Annotated in this window: 15 protein-coding genes and 1 riboswitch; of the genes, 12 read left to right on the forward strand and 3 right to left on the reverse strand. The window is 72.9% G+C overall.

What is annotated here, in order from left to right; translation table 11 throughout:
* Nucleotides 1-255 precede the first annotated feature (255 nt).
* The 7 genes from ccrA (at nt 256) to OG294_RS12675 (ending at nt 8,409) form a co-directional block, all read left to right on the forward strand.
* The gene (gene ccrA / locus OG294_RS12645; protein WP_327066581.1) at nt 256-1,626 is read left to right on the forward strand and encodes a crotonyl-CoA carboxylase/reductase; all 1,371 of its coding nucleotides are present in this window, start codon (nt 256-258) and stop codon (nt 1,624-1,626) included.
* Nucleotides 1,626-3,668: a protein meaA gene (locus tag OG294_RS12650; protein WP_327066582.1), complete on the forward strand. Its 2,043-nt coding sequence runs from the start codon at nt 1,626-1,628 to the stop codon at nt 3,666-3,668. The genes ccrA and OG294_RS12650 overlap by 1 nt, the downstream gene beginning before the upstream one ends.
* A complete protein-coding gene (locus OG294_RS12655; protein WP_327066583.1) occupies nt 3,665-4,678 on the forward strand; it encodes an HpcH/HpaI aldolase/citrate lyase family protein in 1,014 nt (337 codons plus the stop codon). Before OG294_RS12650 ends, OG294_RS12655 begins: the two co-directional genes overlap by 4 nt.
* Nucleotides 4,679-4,694: 16 nt before the next feature.
* Nucleotides 4,695-5,198: a MaoC family dehydratase gene (locus OG294_RS12660; RefSeq protein ID WP_327066584.1), complete on the forward strand. Its 504-nt coding sequence runs from the start codon at nt 4,695-4,697 to the stop codon at nt 5,196-5,198.
* Between the two features lie 147 nt (nt 5,199-5,345).
* Complete coding sequence (locus tag OG294_RS12665; RefSeq protein WP_327066585.1) at nt 5,346-6,548, forward strand: acyl-CoA dehydrogenase family protein; 1,203 nt, start codon at nt 5,346-5,348, stop codon at nt 6,546-6,548.
* Between the two features lie 285 nt (nt 6,549-6,833).
* Nucleotides 6,834-7,526, forward strand: a complete 693-nt coding sequence (locus tag OG294_RS12670; RefSeq protein WP_327066586.1) for a phosphatidylserine decarboxylase — start codon at nt 6,834-6,836, stop codon at nt 7,524-7,526.
* Nucleotides 7,513-8,409: a CDP-alcohol phosphatidyltransferase family protein gene (locus tag OG294_RS12675; protein WP_391447205.1), complete on the forward strand. Its 897-nt coding sequence runs from the start codon at nt 7,513-7,515 to the stop codon at nt 8,407-8,409. The genes OG294_RS12670 and OG294_RS12675 overlap by 14 nt, the downstream gene beginning before the upstream one ends.
* Before the next feature lie 131 nt (nt 8,410-8,540).
* On the opposite strand, the gene OG294_RS12680 is transcribed toward OG294_RS12675, so the two are convergent.
* Entirely contained in the window at nt 8,541-9,992 is a 1,452-nt protein-coding gene (locus OG294_RS12680; RefSeq protein WP_327066587.1) for a hypothetical protein, read from the reverse strand.
* Nucleotides 9,993-10,306: 314 nt separating this feature from the next.
* Nucleotides 10,307-11,431: an alpha/beta hydrolase gene (locus tag OG294_RS12685; protein WP_327066588.1), complete on the reverse strand. Its 1,125-nt coding sequence runs from the start codon at nt 11,429-11,431 to the stop codon at nt 10,307-10,309.
* 280 nt (nt 11,432-11,711) lie between these two features.
* Here OG294_RS12685 and OG294_RS12690 point away from each other — a divergent pair, with 280 nt between their 5' ends.
* Genes OG294_RS12690 through OG294_RS12700 form a run of 3 tightly spaced genes read left to right on the forward strand, consistent with a single transcriptional unit; the run spans nt 11,712 to nt 13,537 of the window.
* Nucleotides 11,712-12,059, forward strand: a complete 348-nt coding sequence (locus tag OG294_RS12690) for a type VII secretion target (RefSeq protein WP_327066589.1) — start codon at nt 11,712-11,714, stop codon at nt 12,057-12,059.
* 12 nt (nt 12,060-12,071) lie between these two features.
* Nucleotides 12,072-13,256, forward strand: coding sequence for a WXG100 family type VII secretion target (locus OG294_RS12695; RefSeq protein WP_327066590.1), 1,185 nt, complete (start codon nt 12,072-12,074; stop codon nt 13,254-13,256).
* Between the two features lie 50 nt (nt 13,257-13,306).
* Nucleotides 13,307-13,537: a hypothetical protein gene (locus OG294_RS12700; RefSeq protein ID WP_327066591.1), complete on the forward strand. Its 231-nt coding sequence runs from the start codon at nt 13,307-13,309 to the stop codon at nt 13,535-13,537.
* A 24-nt stretch (nt 13,538-13,561) separates the two neighbouring features.
* Here OG294_RS12700 and OG294_RS12705 read toward each other — a convergent pair whose 3' ends face one another.
* Entirely contained in the window at nt 13,562-14,287 is a 726-nt protein-coding gene (locus tag OG294_RS12705; RefSeq protein ID WP_327066592.1) for an XRE family transcriptional regulator, read from the reverse strand.
* A gap of 210 nt (nt 14,288-14,497) precedes the next feature.
* Nucleotides 14,498-14,679: riboswitch (cobalamin riboswitch) on the forward strand.
* Nucleotides 14,680-14,711: 32 nt separating this feature from the next.
* On the opposite strand from OG294_RS12705, the gene OG294_RS12710 reads away from it, so the two are divergent.
* The gene (locus tag OG294_RS12710) at nt 14,712-15,677 is read left to right on the forward strand and encodes a cobalamin biosynthesis protein (protein WP_327066593.1); all 966 of its coding nucleotides are present in this window, start codon (nt 14,712-14,714) and stop codon (nt 15,675-15,677) included.
* Nucleotides 15,674-17,200 (forward strand): cobyric acid synthase, encoded by a 1,527-nt coding sequence (locus OG294_RS12715; protein ID WP_327066594.1) that lies wholly within the window; start codon nt 15,674-15,676, stop codon nt 17,198-17,200. The genes OG294_RS12710 and OG294_RS12715 overlap by 4 nt, the downstream gene beginning before the upstream one ends.
* Nucleotides 17,201-17,202 lie beyond the last annotated feature (2 nt).

Here is a 17,202-nt window from a genome sequence, read left to right on the forward strand (position 1 = left end):
CGGCTGCCTCGGGGCTGGCCGGAAAGCCCTCGCAGCGGGCTCAAAAATCATGGCACCCAGTGTCTTTACGAGTGGCACAGGGTGCCAGTAGCTTGTTACTCACCAGTCGCGGCGCCGCGGCTCCCCACCTCGGCGCGCCGCCGTCCGGCGTCCCCACACCCCGGGGGCCAGCAGTCCACCCAGCGAAGCCGGTGTCCGCTCCCGGCTCCCCCAGACGCCCTGTGCGCCCTCACAGGTACGCCTTCGGAGGCAGCCATGAAGGAAATCCTCGACGCGATCCTCAGCGCCGACAGCGTGGCGGCGGACTTCGCCGCGCTGAAACTGCCCGAGTCCTACCGGGCGGTGACGCTCCACAAGGACGAGGAGCAGATGTTCGCCGGGCTGGAGAGCCGGGACAAGGACCCGCGCCGCTCGCTCCACCTGGACGAGGTCGCGGTGCCCGAACTGGGCCCGGGCGAGGCCCTGGTGGCCGTGATGGCCAGCGCCGTCAACTACAACACCGTGTGGTCCTCGATCTACGAGCCGGTCTCCACCTTCGGCTTCCTGGAGCGCTACGGGCGGCTGTCCCCGCTGACCAAGCGCCACGACCTGCCGTACCACGTGCTCGGCTCGGACCTGGCCGGCGTGGTGCTGCGCACCGGCGCGGGCGTCAACGCCTGGAAGCCGGGCGACGAGGTGGTCGCGCACTGCCTCTCGGTCGAGCTGGAGAGCCCGGACGGCCACGACGACACGATGATGGACCCGGAGCAGCGGATCTGGGGCTTCGAGACGAACTTCGGCGGCCTGGCCCAGCTGGCCCTGGTGAAGACCAACCAGCTGATGCCCAAGCCCGCGCACCTCACCTGGGAGGAGGCCGCCTCCCCCGGCCTGGTCAACTCCACCGCCTACCGCCAGCTGGTCAGCCGCAACGGCGCCGGCATGAAGCAGGGCGACAACGTGCTGATCTGGGGCGCCAGCGGCGGCCTCGGCTCCTACGCGACCCAGTACGCGCTGGCCGGCGGCGCCACCCCGATCTGCGTGGTCTCCAGCCCCCAGAAGGCCGAGATCTGCCGGGCGATGGGCGCCGAGGCGATCATCGACCGCAGCGCCGAGGCCTACAAGTTCTGGAAGGACGAGAACACCCAGGACCCGCGCGAGTGGAAGCGCCTGGGCGGCCGGATCCGCGAGCTGACCGGCGGCGAGGACGTGGACATCGTCTTCGAGCACCCGGGCCGCGAGACCTTCGGCGCCAGCGTCTACGTCACCCGCAAGGGCGGCACCATCGTCACCTGCGCCTCCACCTCCGGCTTCATGCACCAGTACGACAACCGCTACCTGTGGATGTCGCTCAAGAAGATCGTCGGCTCGCACTTCGCCAACTACCGCGAGGCGTGGGAGGCCAACCGCCTGATCGCCAAGGGAAAGATCCACCCCACCGTCTCCAAGGTCTACTCCCTGGAGGAGACCGGCCAGGCCGCCCTCGACGTCCACCACAACAAGCACCAGGGCAAGGTGGGCGTGCTCTGCCTGGCCCCCGAGGAGGGCCTGGGCGTGCGCGACGCCGAGCTGCGCGCCAAGCACCTGCCGGCGATCAACATCTTCCGCGAGCTCGACGAGCGGAAGCACCAGGGCAGCCGGGACATCTGATGACCGATCGTCAGAACCGCGACCGGCCCTGGCTGATGCGCACCTACGCCGGCCACTCCACCGCCGCGGACTCCAACGCGCTCTACCGGCGCAACCTGGCCAAGGGCCAGACCGGCCTCTCGGTCGCCTTCGACCTGCCCACCCAGACCGGCTACGACTCGGACCACGTGCTGGCCCGCGGCGAGGTCGGCCGGGTCGGCGTCCCGGTGGGCCACATCGGCGACATGCGCGCGCTCTTCGACGGGATCCCGCTGGAGCGCACCAACACCTCGATGACCATCAACGCCACCGCGATGTGGCTGCTGGCGCTCTACCAGGTGGTCGCCGAGGAGCAGGGCGCGGACATCACCAGGCTCACCGGCACCACCCAGAACGACATCGTCAAGGAGTACCTGTCGCGCGGGACGCACGTCTTCCCGCCCGGGCCCTCCATCCGGCTGATCACCGACATGATCGCCTACACGGTGGCCGGGATCCCCAAGTGGAACCCGATCAACATCTGCAGCTACCACCTGCAGGAGGCCGGCGCCACCCCGGTGCAGGAGATCGCCTTCGCGATGTGCACCGCGATCACCGTCCTGGACGCGGTCCGCGACAGCGGCCAGGTGCCCCAGGAGCGGATGGGCGAGGTGGTCGGCCGGATCTCCTTCTTCGTCAACGCGGGCGTCCGCTTCGTCGAGGAGATGTGCAAGCTGCGGGCCTTCGGCCGGCTCTGGGAGAAGGTCGCCCTGGAGCGCTACGGCATCCAGGACCCCAAGCAGCGCCGGTTCCGCTACGGCGTGCAGGTCAACTCGCTGGGTCTGACCGAGGCGCAGCCGGAGAACAACGTCCAGCGGATCGTGCTGGAGATGCTGGGCGTCACGCTCTCCAAGGACGCGCGCGCCCGCGCCGTCCAGCTGCCCGCCTGGAACGAGGCGCTGGGCCTGCCCCGGCCCTGGGACCAGCAGTGGTCGCTGCGGATCCAGCAGGTGCTGGCCTACGAGTCGGACCTGCTGGAGTACGAGGACCTGTTCGCCGGCTCGCACGTGGTCGAGGCGAAGACCGCCGAGCTGCTGGCCGGCGCCGAGGCGGAGATCGCCAAGGTGCTGGGCATGGGCAGCGGTGACGGGCGGGAGGGCATCATCCCCGCCGTCGAGTCCGGCTACCTGAAGTCCGCGCTGGTCGCCTCGCACGCCGAGCGCCGGGCCCGGATCGAGAGCGGCGAGGACAAGATCGTCGGGGTGAACTGCTTCGACACCACCGAGGAGAACCCGCTCACCGCCGACCTGGACGCCGCGATCATGGTGGTCGACCCGGCCGCCGAGCAGGGCGTGCTGGACAGCCTGGCGGCCTGGAAGGCGACCCGCGACGACGCGGCGGCCCAGCGCGCGCTGGCCGAGCTCAAGGCGGTCGCCGGCACCGGGGTCAACCTGATGGCGGCCACCCTGGACTGCGTGCGGGCCGGGGTGACCACCGGCGAGTGGGCCTTCGCGCTGCGCGAGGTCTTCGGCGAGTACCGGGCTCCCACCGGGGTCGGCGGCGCGCCGGTCGCGGTGCCGGCCGAGCCCGGCGGCGAGCTGGCGGCGGTGCGCGCGGCGGTCGCCGCCACGGCGGCCGAGCTGGGCTGCGGCAAGCTGCGCCTGCTGGTCGGCAAGCCCGGCCTGGACGGGCACTCCAACGGCGCCGAGCAGATCGCGGTGCGCGCCCGGGATGCCGGCTTCGAGGTGGTCTACCAGGGCATCCGGCTGACCCCCGAGCAGATCGTGGCGGCGGCGGTGGCCGAGGACGTGCACTGCGTGGGCCTGTCGATCCTCTCCGGCGCGCACGCCGAGTTGGTCCCCGATGTGCTGCGGCGGCTGCGCCGGGCCGGGGTGGAGGATGTGCCAGTGATCGTGGGTGGCATCATCCCGGCAGCGGACGGCGAGGCTCTCAAGGCCGCCGGCGTCGCTGCCGTGTTCACCCCGAAGGACTTCGGCATCACCACCATCATCGGCCGGATCGTCGACGAGATCCGCCTGGCCAACCACCTGGCCCCGACCAAGGAAGAGACCCTCGCCTCATGACCAACGCCCACCCGTCGCCCGCCGCCACCCTCCTTTCGAGCGGCTCCGCCGCCGCCCCCAACCGCCTGCGCCCGCGCCGCTCCTGTCTCGCCGTCCCCGGCAGCAACCCGCGCTTCCTGGAGAAGGCCCAAGGCCTGCCCGCCGACCAGGTCTTCCTCGACCTGGAGGACGCCTGCGCCCCCCTGGTCAAGGAGAGCGCCCGGCACAGCATCGTGGACGCGCTGAACAACGGCGACTGGGGCAAGAAGACCAAGGTCGTCCGGGTCAACGACTGGACCACGCACTGGACCTACCGCGACGTGATCACGGTGGTCGAGGGCGCCGGCCCGAACCTGGACTGCATCATGCTGCCCAAGGTGCAGGACGCCGAGCAGGTCAAGGCGCTGGACCTGCTGCTCACCCAGATCGAGAAGACGATGGGCTTCGAGGTCGGCAGGATCGGCATCGAGGCCCAGATCGAGAACGCCAAGGGCCTGATCAACGTCGACGCGATCGCCACCGCCTCGCCGCGGCTGGAGACCATCATCTTCGGCCCGGCCGACTTCATGGCCTCGATCAACATGAAGTCCCTGGTGGTCGGCGAGCAGCCGCCCGGCTACAACGCCGACGCCTACCACTACATCCTGATGCGCATCCTGATGGCCGCCCGGGCCAACGACCTGCAGGCGATCGACGGCCCCTACCTGCAGATCCGCAACGCCGAGGGCTACCGCGAGGTGGCCGGGCGGTCCGCCGCGCTGGGCTTCGACGGCAAGTGGGTGCTGCACCCGGACCAGGTCGCCGCGGCGAACGAGATCTACTCGCCCTCCCAGGAGGACTACGACCACGCCGAGCTGATCCTGGACGCCTACGACTGGTGCACCTCGGAGGCCGGCGGCTTCAAGGGCTCGGCGATGCTCGGCGACGAGATGATCGACGAGGCCAGCCGCAAGATGGCGCTGGTGATCTCCGGCAAGGGCCGTGCCGCGGGCATGGAGCGCACCTCCAAGTTCGAGCCCCCGCAGGCATAGGGAAGAGGGATCTGAGATGCAGTTCGGACGCACCTACGAGGAGTTCGAGGTCGGCGCGGTCTACAAGCACTGGCCCGGGAAGACCGTCACCGAGTACGACGATCACCTCTTCTGCCTGCTGACCATGAACCACCACCCCCTCCACATGGACACCAACTATGCGGAGAAGACGACGGACTTCGGCAAGAACGTCGTGGTCGGCAACTACATCTACTCGCTGCTGCTCGGCATGTCCGTCCCGGACGTCTCGGGCAAGGCGATCGCCAACCTGGAGATCGAGTCGCTGCGGCACATCGCGCCGACCTTCCACGGCGACACCCTGTACGGCGAGACCACGGTGCTGGACAAGTGGCCGTCCAAGTCCAAGGACGACCGCGGCATCGTCTACGTCGAGACCAAGGGCTACAAGCAGGACGGCACCGTCGTCTGCCTCTTCCGCCGCAAGGTGATGGTGCCGACCGCCACCTACACCCAGGCGCGCGGCGGCGAGCAGCCCGGCCGCCCGACCCCGCTGGCCTGACCGGCCGCACCCGCCATGCCCCCGGTCAGGGGCCGCCGTCATCGGCCCCTGGCCGGTCCAGGGGGCTCCGCGAAAGTCACGCTTCGCGGGGCCCCCGACCCCCTCCCGAGCCTTTTCCTGAACACCCAGAGCATTCGGAGCCGCACGATGGGACGCCTCGCACAGACCGACGGCCTCACCGAGATCCAGCGGGACATCCTCGCCACCGTGCGGGATTTTGTCGACAAGGAGATCATCCCGGTCGCCACCGAGCTGGAGCACAAGGACGAGTACCCCGCCGCGATCGTGGAGGGGATGAAGCAGCTGGGCCTGTTCGGCCTGACCATCCCCGAGGAGTTCGGCGGCCTCGGTGAGTCGCTGCTCACCTACGCCCTGGTGGTCGAGGAGATCGCCCGTGGCTGGATGTCGGTGTCCGGCATCGTCAACACCCACTTCATCGTGGCCCACATGATCAACGCCCACGGCACCCAGGAGCAGAAGGAGTACTTCCTGCCCAGGATGGCCGCCGGCGAGATCCGCGGCGCCTTCTCGATGTCCGAGCCGGGCCTGGGCTCGGACGTCTCGGCGATCAGCACCAAGGGCGTCAAGGACGGCGAGTTCTACGTCCTCAACGGCCAGAAGATGTGGCTGACCAACGGCGGCACCTCCACCCTGGTCGCGGTGCTCTGCAAGACGGACGAGGGCGCCGACACCCCCTACCGCAACATGACCACCTTCCTGATCGAGAAGACGCCCGGCTTCGGCCCGAACCCGACCGTCCCCGGTCTGACCGTGCCCGGCAAGATCGAGAAGATGGGCTACAAGGGCGTCGACACCACCGAGCTGGTGCTCCAGGACGTACGAATTCCGGCCAACCGGATCCTCGGCGGCGTCCCCGGCAAGGGCTTCTACCAGATGATGGACGGCGTCGAGGTCGGCCGGGTCAACGTGGCCGCGCGCGGCTGCGGAGTGGCCCGGCGCGCCTTCGAGCTCGGCATCTCCTACGCCCAGCAGCGCTCCACCTTCGGCAAGAAGATCGCCGAGCACCAGGCGATCCAGTTCAAGCTGGCCGAAATGGCCACCAAGGTCGAGGCCGCGCACCAGATGATGGTGATGGCCGCCCGCAAGAAGGACAGCGGCGAGCGCAACGACCTCGAGGCCGGCATGGCCAAGTACCTCGCCTCCGAGTACTGCAAGGAGGTCGTCGAGGACTCCTTCCGGATCCACGGCGGCTACGGCTTCTCCAAGGAGTACGAGATCGAGCGCCTGTACCGCGAGGCGCCGATGCTGCTGATCGGCGAGGGCACCGCGGAGATCCAGAAGATGATCGTCGGCCGCCGCCTGCTGGAGGAGTACCGGCTCGCCGAGTAGCGACCACCCGTGGGTGGGCCGCCGCCGCGCGCGAGGCCCACCCACGGGGCTGAGAGATGTTTCACGGATCTTGACGGTCCCTTGGGAACCGACCACCGGCCCGCTACGGTCGTATACATAGCGCGTGTGCTCCGGCACGGTAGGAGACAGTTGAACGAGCAGGCGGGTTGCCCACCCACCACCTGCTCCCGATAGCATCCACCGGGACAGCAGCTGTCCCCTTATCACCCGATCCCCGCGGTTGGCCCCCGTGCAGGCCAAGATCCCCCGCGATAAAGGTCTTCGATGCCCATCAGCCCGTCCCCACGCTCCTCCGTCACGGAACGCGATGCCCTCGCTCCCGAGACGGCCGGCCGGCGACCCCGCGTCACCATCGCGCGCGGAGCCACCCCCTGGTTCGTCCCGACCCTGGCCACCGCGGCCCTGACCACCGCTCTCACCAAGCGGAACGGCAAGTGGGCTCTCGCGGCGGTACCGACCTGCGCGCTCAGCGCGGGCATGCTGTGGTTCTTCCGCGACCCCGAGCGCGAGATCGGCGCCGGCAGAGTGATCTCGCCGGCCGATGGCGTGGTGCAGAGCATCGACGCCTGGCCCGACGGCCGCACCCGGGTGGCGATCTTCATGAGCCCGCTCAACGTGCACGTCAACCGGGCTCCGCTGCCGGGCACCGTGACCTCCGTCGAGCACATCGCCGGCGGCTTCGTCCCCGCGTTCAACAAGGACAGCGACCGCAACGAGCGGGTCGTCTGGCACTTCGACACCGAGCTCGGCGACATCGAGATGGTGCAGATCGCCGGCGCCGTGGCGCGCCGCATCGTGCCGTACGTGCCCGCCGGCACCAAGGTCGAGCAGGGCGAGCGGATCGGCCTGATCCGCTTCGGCTCCCGCGTCGACACCTACCTGCCGCCCGGCGTCGAGGTCGGCGTCGAGGTCGGCCAGAAGACGACCGCGGGGGTGACACGCCTTGACCGTGACTGATCCCGAGACCCTGGTGGGCATCGGCGACTCGGAGGAGACCGAGCTGCGCCGGCGCCGCTGGGCACGCGACCGCGAGCTACGCGCGCCGCGTTCACCGCAGACCCTGTCCACGGCGGACTTCCTGACCCTGGGCAACGCCGTCTGCGGTTTCCTGGCGATCTACTCGATCACCACCAACATGCTCATCCCGCACATCAGCGGCACCGGTGACGGCACCGGCGGCATGATCCGCCACGGTGCGGCCACCGCCGTGACCCTGCTGCTGCTCGGCTCGATGTGCGACCTCTTCGACGGCCTGGTGGCCCGCAAGCTGCGCTCCTCGGCGCTGGGCGCGGAGCTGGACAACCTGGCCGACCTGATCAGCTTCGGCATCGCCCCCGCCTACTTCGTCGCCGTCTGGGGCATCGTCGGCGGCTCGGGCGGCAACGGCCAGGGCCTGTCCGCCTTCATCGCGCTGACCGTGCTGCTCTCGGTGGTGCTGCGACTGGCCCGGTTCTCCGCGGTCAAGATGCGCCCCGGCGTCTTCCAGGGCATGCCCTGCCCGATGGGCGCGATGACGGTGATCGCCATCGTGCTGCTCGACCCGCCGTTCCTGGCCGGCCTGCTGGCCATCTTCGGCGTGGCCTACCTGATGGTCAGCAAGGTCGAGTACCCCAAGCCGCAGGGCCTGCTGGCCACCGCCACGCTGGCCTGGATCGTGGTCTCGATCGGCTGCCTGGCCGCCTGGGCCGCCGGTCTGCCCGGCGGTGACGTGCTGATGCACATCGGCGCCGTCGCCCAGATCGCGCTGGCCGCCATGGCCCCGCTGCTGGTGATCCGCCGCAAGGTCGGCCAGAAGGTCGGCGACGTGCGGGCCCGCCGCGCGGAGTCCCGCGGCTGCTGATCCGCCACCCGGCAACGACCGCGGCCCCCTGATCCACACCGGATCAGGGGGCCGCGGTCGTTGCTGCGGGCGCGGGCTCCGTCGTCGTGGCCGCGGGCCCCGTCGTGGCTGTCGTGGCCGTGGGCGGCCGGTCAGGCGCCGCCGTGGTGGACGCTGAACGCCGAGCGCCGGGCCGCCCGGGCGACTGCGGCGTCGGGGTGCACGCCGGCCACCGCCGTGAGCACCGAGGCCGCGCGCGCGTGGCCGGACTGGCGGGCCCGGGCGAACAGCCGCACCGGGTCGCCGGCGCTGGCCCCTTCCACGTGGCCCACCAGCAGCTCGACCTCGCCGTGGTCCAGCACGGCGGCGGCGGTGTCCACCCAGAGCCAGGCGGCGTCCTCGGCGCTCAGCACGTCGGACGGCACCACGCCGTCCTCGTCCAGTTGCTCGGCCAGCCAGAGCAGCGCGTACGGGCGCAGCACCGGCTCGTCGACCGCGGCCCGCACGGCCTGCTCGGCGGTGCCGCCGGCCACCCGCAGCGCCTCGAAGGCGAGCCCGCGCAGCAGCGCGTCCTCGCCGCGGGCGGCCTCCAGGAGCTCGTGGACGGCGCGGTCCACCGGGCGGGCGGCGACCCAGGCCCGGTACTCGGCCCGGGCCGGGCCCGGGGAGTAGTGGGCGCAGGCGTCCAGCAGTTCCAGCGCGCTCTGCTCGATGTGGCCGGCGGCGGTCTGGGCGACCGTGCAGATCTCCTCCAGCTTGGCGCGCACCGCCCAGTGGCCCAGCGAGGAGAGCTCGGCGGCGGCGTCGGCCCGCACCACGGCGCCGACGGCGGTCAGGCCGTCCAGCATCCAGTCCAGTACGGCGGCGATGTCGGAGGGCGCGGGCGGGGTGTCGATCTGCGGCTCGCGGCAGGTGCCGCGCACGGCCGAGACGGCGGAGGCCGCGTGCGGCACCGGCGACAGGCTCACGAAGCCCGCACCGGCGCCGTGGGCCTGGTGGCCGGGCGGCGCCCCGAGGCCGCGCCGCAGCAGCTCCATCAGCTCGCTCTCGGCCACCGGGCCGTCCACCAGGTGGAGGAAGGAGAGCAGCTGGGGCGCCTGGTCCACGGCCTGTCCGGCGAGCACCGCGAAGACGCCGCGCAGCGCGGCGGGCGGCACCGGGGCGAGCAGGGTCCAGGCGTCGAAGAGCGCGGACCAGCCGCGCAGCACGGCCTCGTCGTCGTGCTCCCAGGCGTGCAGCCGCCAGCCGGGGGCGGCGCCGCCGTCCCGCGGCTCGACCAGGCCGACCAGCAGGGCCTGGCCCCAGGCCTTGGCCGCGGCGCCGACCGTCATGGCCAGCGCGCGGCCGGCCGCGCGGGCGTCGTCGGGGAGCAGTTCGCCGCGCTTGTCGACGGCCTCCAGCTCGCCGGCCCAGCGCGCGATGCGCACCGCGTCGGTGAGCATCCGGCGGGCCAGCGGGGCGAGCTCGGCGGGGCCGGGGAAGCCCTCGGGCACCGGGAGCCGGCCGCGGCCGGGGGCCGGCTTGGGCGGGCGCCGGCGCGGTGCGGCGGGGCGGCCCGGCTGGGTGCCGTCGACGCGCCGGGTCGTACCGGGTAGACGGGTCACCGTCGCGCCGGTACCCGTGGTCGGCGGGAGCGGGGCATCACGGTCGCGCGGATTCCGAGACGTCACGCCGTGCAGTCTTCCCCGTGTACGGGGCTTCTGTCACATCGAGTTCGGCGCGTCTTCGACGGACTGGGGTGGCCGGCCGGGCGGACTCGGGGCAAGAGCGGCCAAACCGGGCCCAGGGACGGCCGCGTGACTTGTGCACGACACTAGTGGGGGGCACGGACCGTGGTCAAGGGGTGACCCAGTGCGCGCATCCGGCACGGGCGGCTGCCCCCGGATCGGAGCGGCGCCGGATCAGCGCGGCGGCCGGATCAGAGCAGCGGCGTCAGGAAGCGCCGCAGCCGCTCCTCGTACCCGTGCGGGTCGGCGTTCCACAGCGCGGCGTGCCCGGCGTCCGGCACCGGGTACAGGCTTACCAGGTCCGGGCGGCGGTCGGCCAGGCGCTGGGCGGCGGCGAACGGCACCACGGTGTCCTGCGGGCTGTGCAGCAGCAGGGTGGGCGCGGCCAGCTCGGCGCCGTCGGCGATCCGGGCGAAGGCGTCCTGGTCCACGCCGGTGCGGGCCTCGGCCGACCAGGCCCCCAGCTTCCCCGCCAGCGCGCCCTGCACGCCGGACCGGGCGGCCACCCCGCGCACCGAGGCCGACCAGTCGAGCACCGGCGAGTCCAGCACCAGACCGGCCACCGACTCGCGGTAGTCGGAGCGGGCGGCGGTCTGCAGCACCGTCGACGCGCCCACCGACCAGCCGTAGAGCACGATCCGCCCGGCGCCCGCCTCCTTGGCGAACCGGATCGCCGCCTCCACGTCGTGCCACTCGGTCTCGCCGAAGTGCCCGATCCCGTCCGGCGAGGCCGGGGCGCCCTGGTCGCCGCGGTAGCTGACCACCAGCGCGGGCAGGTTGAGCCGCTTGAGCACCGGCAGCACGGGCAGCGCCTGGCGGCGGTCGGCGAGCCGGCCGTGCACCGCGATCACCCAGGTGCCGCGGACCGCCGGCACGTACCAGGCGGGCAGCGCGCCGAGCTCGCCGTCGACGATCACGTCCATGTAGTCCAGGCCGCAGGCCGAGCCCGGGTCGCCGCGCAGCACCCGGGGGCTCAGCTCCACCTCGGTGCCCGCCGTCAGCGGGGCGCCGGCCGTCAGCTCCAGGCGGCGGGTGACGCTGCGCGGGCCGGTGCGCAGCACCTGGCCGACGACCGCGTGGCCGCCCGGCCAGTCCAGCGCGTAGCGACCGCGGCGCAGGCCGGCCTGAGTGCGGGTCAGGCTCACCTCCTGGGCGCCGACCTCCAGCACCCGCAGGGCGGGCTCGCCCTTGAGGCCGCCGTCCTCGGCGAGCTCGGGGCGCAGGCTCAGATCGGCGACCCGGCGCCCGATCAGCAGGGCCGCCGCCCCCGCGGCGGCGACGGCGGTGGCTGCGACGACGGCGGTTCCCCAACGCATGGCTCTCCCGGGACTGGTGACGGCGGTGTACACGGCGACGGCGGGTCGGACACGACCTTCCCAGTCCACCGCGCGTCATGCCGTCCGGCCACCGCAGCACCGCCGTCCGGGCACCTCGGGCGCACCGCATCGGCACCATTGGTCGGACCCCGCGGCGGTCTTGCGCAAGCTCTGCGCGGGTGTCGGGGACCCGGCCGTCCGCGGCTGGAGGGACGCTCTAACATGATGCGCGCGACTGCGGCCACGGGGGCCTGAACGCCGGAGCAACGGGAGAACAGCGATGAACGCGGGCACAGACGGCGGCGGGGGCGGCCAGTTCGAGGTCCACCCGGCCTCACTCACCTCGCTGGCCGGCAGGTTCGACACCGAGGCCGGGCAGTTCAACGGGCAGGTGTCCTCCTTCACCTCGGCCGCGGACACCGCCGGCCAGGCGTTCGGCCTGCTCGGGGCCTGCGACGGCGCGCTGAGCCAGTACCAGAGCCTGCTCGGCAGCACCACCAAGGCGCTCGGGCAGCTGCACCAGGTGCTGGGCGGCAACGCCGACCGGCTGCGGGCGACCGCGTCCGCCTACGCGGCGGCGGAGGCCGCCGCGCACCAGAAGATGTCCTCCGTCGGACAGACGGCCTGAGAGGCTGACGGCATGTCGTTCAACGGTGCGATAGACCACAAGGTCCTTGAGGTCCTGCAGGCCTGCGGCGTGGAGCTGCCGGGCGGCGACGGCGACCAGCTGCGCAAGATGGCGGCTGCCTGGGACGCGATGGGCGATGAGCTCACCGGCCTGGCCACCGGCATCGACCTCGCCATCGAGGGCCTGGACCAGAAGGACTGGTCGGGCGCGGCCCGCACGGCCTTCGGACAGGCATGGGCCGCCCAGAAGAAGGTCATCCAGGATGTCGCCGGCAACTTCCACCAGGTCGCCGCCGGTCTGCGCGAGTACGCCGACACGATCGACTCGATCAACGAGCAGATCATCGACATCGGGGTGCAGATCGCCGAGATGGAGGTGGCGGGGGCCGCGCTCTCGCTCTTCACCGGATTCCTGTCCGACCTGCTGGCCAACGCGGCGGTGGTCTCCAAGGTCGCCAAGATCACGGACCTGGTGAAGGCCTTTACCACGGCGGCCGAGAAGGTCGCCGCGCTGATCGCGAAGTTCACCGGAATGGCCGAGAAGTACGCGCAGCTGTTGGAGAAGATGCTGGTCTTCGTGGCGAAGTTCGGGGCCGCCTTCCTCAAGAAGGGCGGCGAAGCCTTCGTCACCAACTTCGTGGCCGACACCGGCGCGATGGCGCTCAACCAGGCTGCCACCGGGCAGAAGGTCGACCTCACCGGGGACATGACCACCGGGTCGCGCGAAGCGCTCGGCACCGCGGTCGTCACCGGCCTCGGCGCGGGCCTGGCGCCGAGCGCGTCCGGGAAGCTGGCCGACATCCTCAGCGGGGACGGCCGGCTGGGCACCACCGTCAACGGCGCGCTGGGCAACGTCTCCGGCGGACTCACCGCCGACCTGTGGGGCGGCGCCACCGGCAGCCAGGACTGGCAGGACGCGCTCACCAACGCCGCCACCGGCGGCCTCGGCAACGCGACCAACCACGAGGTCTTCAACGCCCTGGAGGAGAAGGGCCTGCTGGGCGGTGAGAACCTCAGCTACCGCGCCACCCTGCGCGAGACCGGCGCCAAGGACGGCTTCAGCACCGGTCTCAACACGGCCATCTATGCTGCTGGCGGCGGTATCGAGTCGGACGTGCAGACACTGTCCAAGATCGAGGCTGGCCTCAAGGACATGCCGAAGATCAACCTCCCGCCGGCCGAACAGCCGACGGGTTAGTCCGCGGCCCGGCCGCGGTGGGAACAGATGAGAACAGATAGGACGGCGCTGTGGAACTTGCCGCGATAGCGCACCCCAATCCCGCGGACCACTCCGGCACGCTGGGGCCCGTCCTCGGCGGGGCCGTGATGGTGGTGGCCGTGCTGCTGGCGGGGTTCGGCCTGGTCTTCCTCTTCCTGCTGGCCCGCCACTCGGACAAGCGGGGGCGGGCCTACGGGCTCGGCACGGTGCTGCTGGCGGCGGGCCTGCTGGCGGGGTGGCTGGGCTACGCGCTCTTCTGAGCCGCGGAGCACCCCGGCGGCAGGTCAGACCGGGATCCCACCGGTGTCCTGGCGGGCCAGCAGCGCCCAGAAGCGGTCGAGCCGCGGCACCGCCGGCTCCGCGGACCGCGGGCCCTTTGCGGCGGGCGCCGGGGTGCCCCAGGAGCCGGCGCCCCAGTGCGAGGCCACCTGGTACTCGCCCGGGAGCGCGGCCAGCACCGCGGCCAGGCTCGGCCGCGGCACCGGCACCAGCGCCGCCACCGCCGGCAGCTGGGCCTGCCAGCGCCCCTCGACGCAACTCCGCAGCCGCTGGTCGAGCGCCTCGCCCGCGCCGCACACCCGCAGCACCAGGTCCCGCAGGGTCAGGCCGAGCACCTCGACCAGCGCGGCGCTCTGCTCCGGGGTTCCGCTCCAGCGCCCGGTGCGCTCGGCGCCGAGGTAGGCGTCCGGGCCCATCCCGATCCGGGCCGCGGCCTGCTCCACGGTCAGCTCCCGGGCCACCCGGAAGTCGCGCAGCGAGGCGGGCGGTGCGCCCATCAGCTCGGCCGCCGGGCACCACAGGGCCCGGGCCAGCGCGATGAACTCCCGCTCGGTGGGGCGCAGCTCGCCGCTCTCCCAGGCGGTCAGGTGGGGCGCGAGCAGGCGCACGCCGTGCGCGGACATCGCGCGCACCACCTGTTCGGGTGTCAGGCCGAGGCTCTCGCGGTGGGCGCGGGCGGCCCGCGGGGAGAACGGGACCGGGGTGGGGGCCGGTGGCCTGCTTCTTCGCATGGGCCGACGCTAGAGTCGGGGTCGCGGCGCCCCCACCCGCGGAACGCACGAAGCCGGTCGGCGGCCCGCCGACCGCCGTTGGACGATCGGCCAGCGGCGGGGGCGCCGGCCGGCGCCCCCGCCGCTGGTCCGGCACCGGCCCGGGCGCCCCGGTGGTGTGACCGACTCGGCCGGTGACCTGGTTGACTCCCGCTTCGCGCGCGTGATGGGATCCTTGGGCCAATCGGAGGCATGGAGAGGAAGCCGGTGCGAATCCGGCGCGGTCCCGCCACTGTCACCGGGGAGCACGCCCGACGAACGGTCACGGCGGTCCGCCACAGGGCCGTTGGAAGGCCCGGGGGTGCGTCACCACCCGGGAGCCAGGAGACTCTCGCCCCCGTTTCGTCGATCCAGGGCGCGGACCCTGAGTGAGGACACGCAACAGATGGCGGGGGTTTCCCACCGCGCGCTGCCGTACGCCCTCGGCGCCCTGGCCGGCTACGCCGCCGACGCCCGGTTCGGCGACCCGCGCCGCGGCCACCCGGTGGCCGCCTTCGGCCGGGCGGCCGGACGGCTGGAACGCGCGCTCTGGCGCGACCACCGCGGGGCGGGGGCGCTGCACACCGCGCTCTGCGTCACCGCGGTGGCGGCGGGCGCGGCGGGCGTGCAGCAGCTGGCCGGCCGGCACCGGGCGGGCGCCGCCGCGCTGACCGCCGCCGCCACCTGGACCGTGCTCGGCGGCAGTTCGCTCGCCCGCGAGGCCCGTACCGTCGGCGCCGCGCTGACCGCCGGTGATCTGGCAGCCGCCCGCCGGCGCCTGCCGCACCTGTGCGGGCGCGACCCGAGCGCGCTGGACGAGCAGCAGCTGGCCCGCGCCGTGGTCGAGTCGGTGGCCGAGAACACCGCCGACGCCGTGGTCAACGCCCTGGTCTGGGGCGCGGTCGCGGGCGCCCCCGGGCTGCTCGCGTTCCGGGCCGTCAACACGCTGGACGCGATGGTGGGTCACAAGTCGGCGCGCTACCGCCGGTTCGGCTGGGCCGCGGCCCGGCTGGACGACGTGGCCGGCTGGCCCGGCGCCCGGCTGACCGCGCTGCTCACGGTGGCCGCGGCGGAGCGCCGGGACACCGCCTGGCGCGTCTGGCGGCGCGACGGCGGCGCGCACCCGAGCCCGAACGCCGGGCAGGCCGAATCGGCCTTCGCGGGCGCGCTGGGCGTACGCCTGGGCGGCACGCTGCACTACGGCGCCAAGGTGGAGCACCGGCCGGTGCTCGGCGCCGAACTGCGCCCGGTCGCGGTGGCGGACATCGAGCGGGCCTGCCGGCTCTCGCGCCGGGTCGGGCTGCTGGCGCTGGGGACCACGGTGGCGCTGCGCCTGGCCGTGCGGACGCTGACCCACAAGGAGCGGATATGAGCAACGCACTGCTGGTGGCCGGCACCACCTCGGATGCCGGCAAGAGCGTGGTGACCGCCGGGATCTGCCGCTGGCTGGTGCGCCGGGGCGTCAAGGTGGCCCCGTTCAAGGCGCAGAACATGTCGCTCAACTCGATGGTCACCCTGGACGGCGCCGAGATCGGGCGCGCCCAGGTGATGCAGGCCCAGGCGGCCCGGGTCGAGCCGGAGGCGGCGATGAACCCGGTGCTGCTCAAGCCGGGCGCCGACGGGCGCAGCCAGGTGGTGCTGCTCGGCCGCCCGGTCGGCGAGGTCGGCGCGCTCGACTACCGGGACCGCAAGCCCTATCTGCTGGAGCGCTCGCTGGAGTGCCTGGCGGACCTGCGCCGCCGCTTCGACGTGGTGATCTGCGAGGGCGCGGGCTCACCCGCCGAGATCAACCTGCGCGCCGGCGACATCGCCAACATGGGCCTGGCCAGGGCCGCCGAGCTGCCGGTGGTGGTGGTCGGCGACATCGACCGCGGCGGGGTGTTCGCCGCGATGTTCGGCACCCTGGCGCTGCTCTCGGCCGAGGACCAGCGCCTGGTGGCGGGCTGGCTGGTGAACAAGTTCCGCGGCGACGCCCGGCTGCTGAAGCCCGGCCTGGACATGCTGCACGAGCTGACCGGCCGTCCGGTGCTCGGCACCCTGCCGATGCTGGCGGGCCTGTGGCTGGACGCCGAGGACTCGCTGGACCTGTCCACCGCGGTGGCGCACACGGAGGCGGTCGGCCCGTACGGCGCGGACGTGCTGCGGGTGGCCGTGCCGCGCTTCCCCCGGCTGTCCAACTTCACCGACCTGGACGCGCTGGCCCAGGAACCCGGGGTGCTGGTGCGCTGGGCCACCCGCCCCGAGGAGCTGGCCGACGCCGACCTCGTGGTGCTGCCCGGCACCCGGGCCACCGTCGCCGACCTCGCCTGGCTGCGCGAGCGCGGCCTGGAGCGGACGCTGCGCGAGCGGGCCGCCGCCGGACGCCCGGTGCTCGGGATCTGCGGCGGCTACCAGATGCTGGGGCGGCGGATCACCGACGTCGTGGAGTCGGGCGCGGGGCAGGTGGACGGTCTGGGGCTGCTGCCGACCGCGGTCGAGTTCGGCCCGGAGAAGGTGCTCGCCCGACCGGTCGGCGAGGCCTTCGGCGAGCGGGTCGAGGGCTACGAGATCCACCACGGGGTGGTGACCGTGGAGGGCGGAGAGGCCTTCCTGGACGGCTGCCGCGAGGGCGCGGTCTGGGGCACCACCTGGCACGGGGCGCTGGAGAACGACGGCTTCCGCCGCGCGTTCCTGCGCGAGGTGGCCGCGCTCGCCGGACGGGACTTCACCCCGGCCCCCGACACCGCGTTCGCCGCCGCCCGCGAGGCCCGGCTGGACCGGCTGGGCGACCTGATCGAGGAGCACGCCGACACCGACGCGCTGTGGCGGCTGATCGAGGGCGGCGTCGTCGGCGACGCACCGTTCGTACCCCCGGGCGCGCCGGCTGCGCGCACTATGGAAGGTGACCGCCCGTGAGC

The sequence above is a fragment of the Kitasatospora sp. NBC_01302 genome, assembly GCF_035976515.1.
GTDB lineage: Bacteria > Actinomycetota > Actinomycetes > Streptomycetales > Streptomycetaceae > Kitasatospora.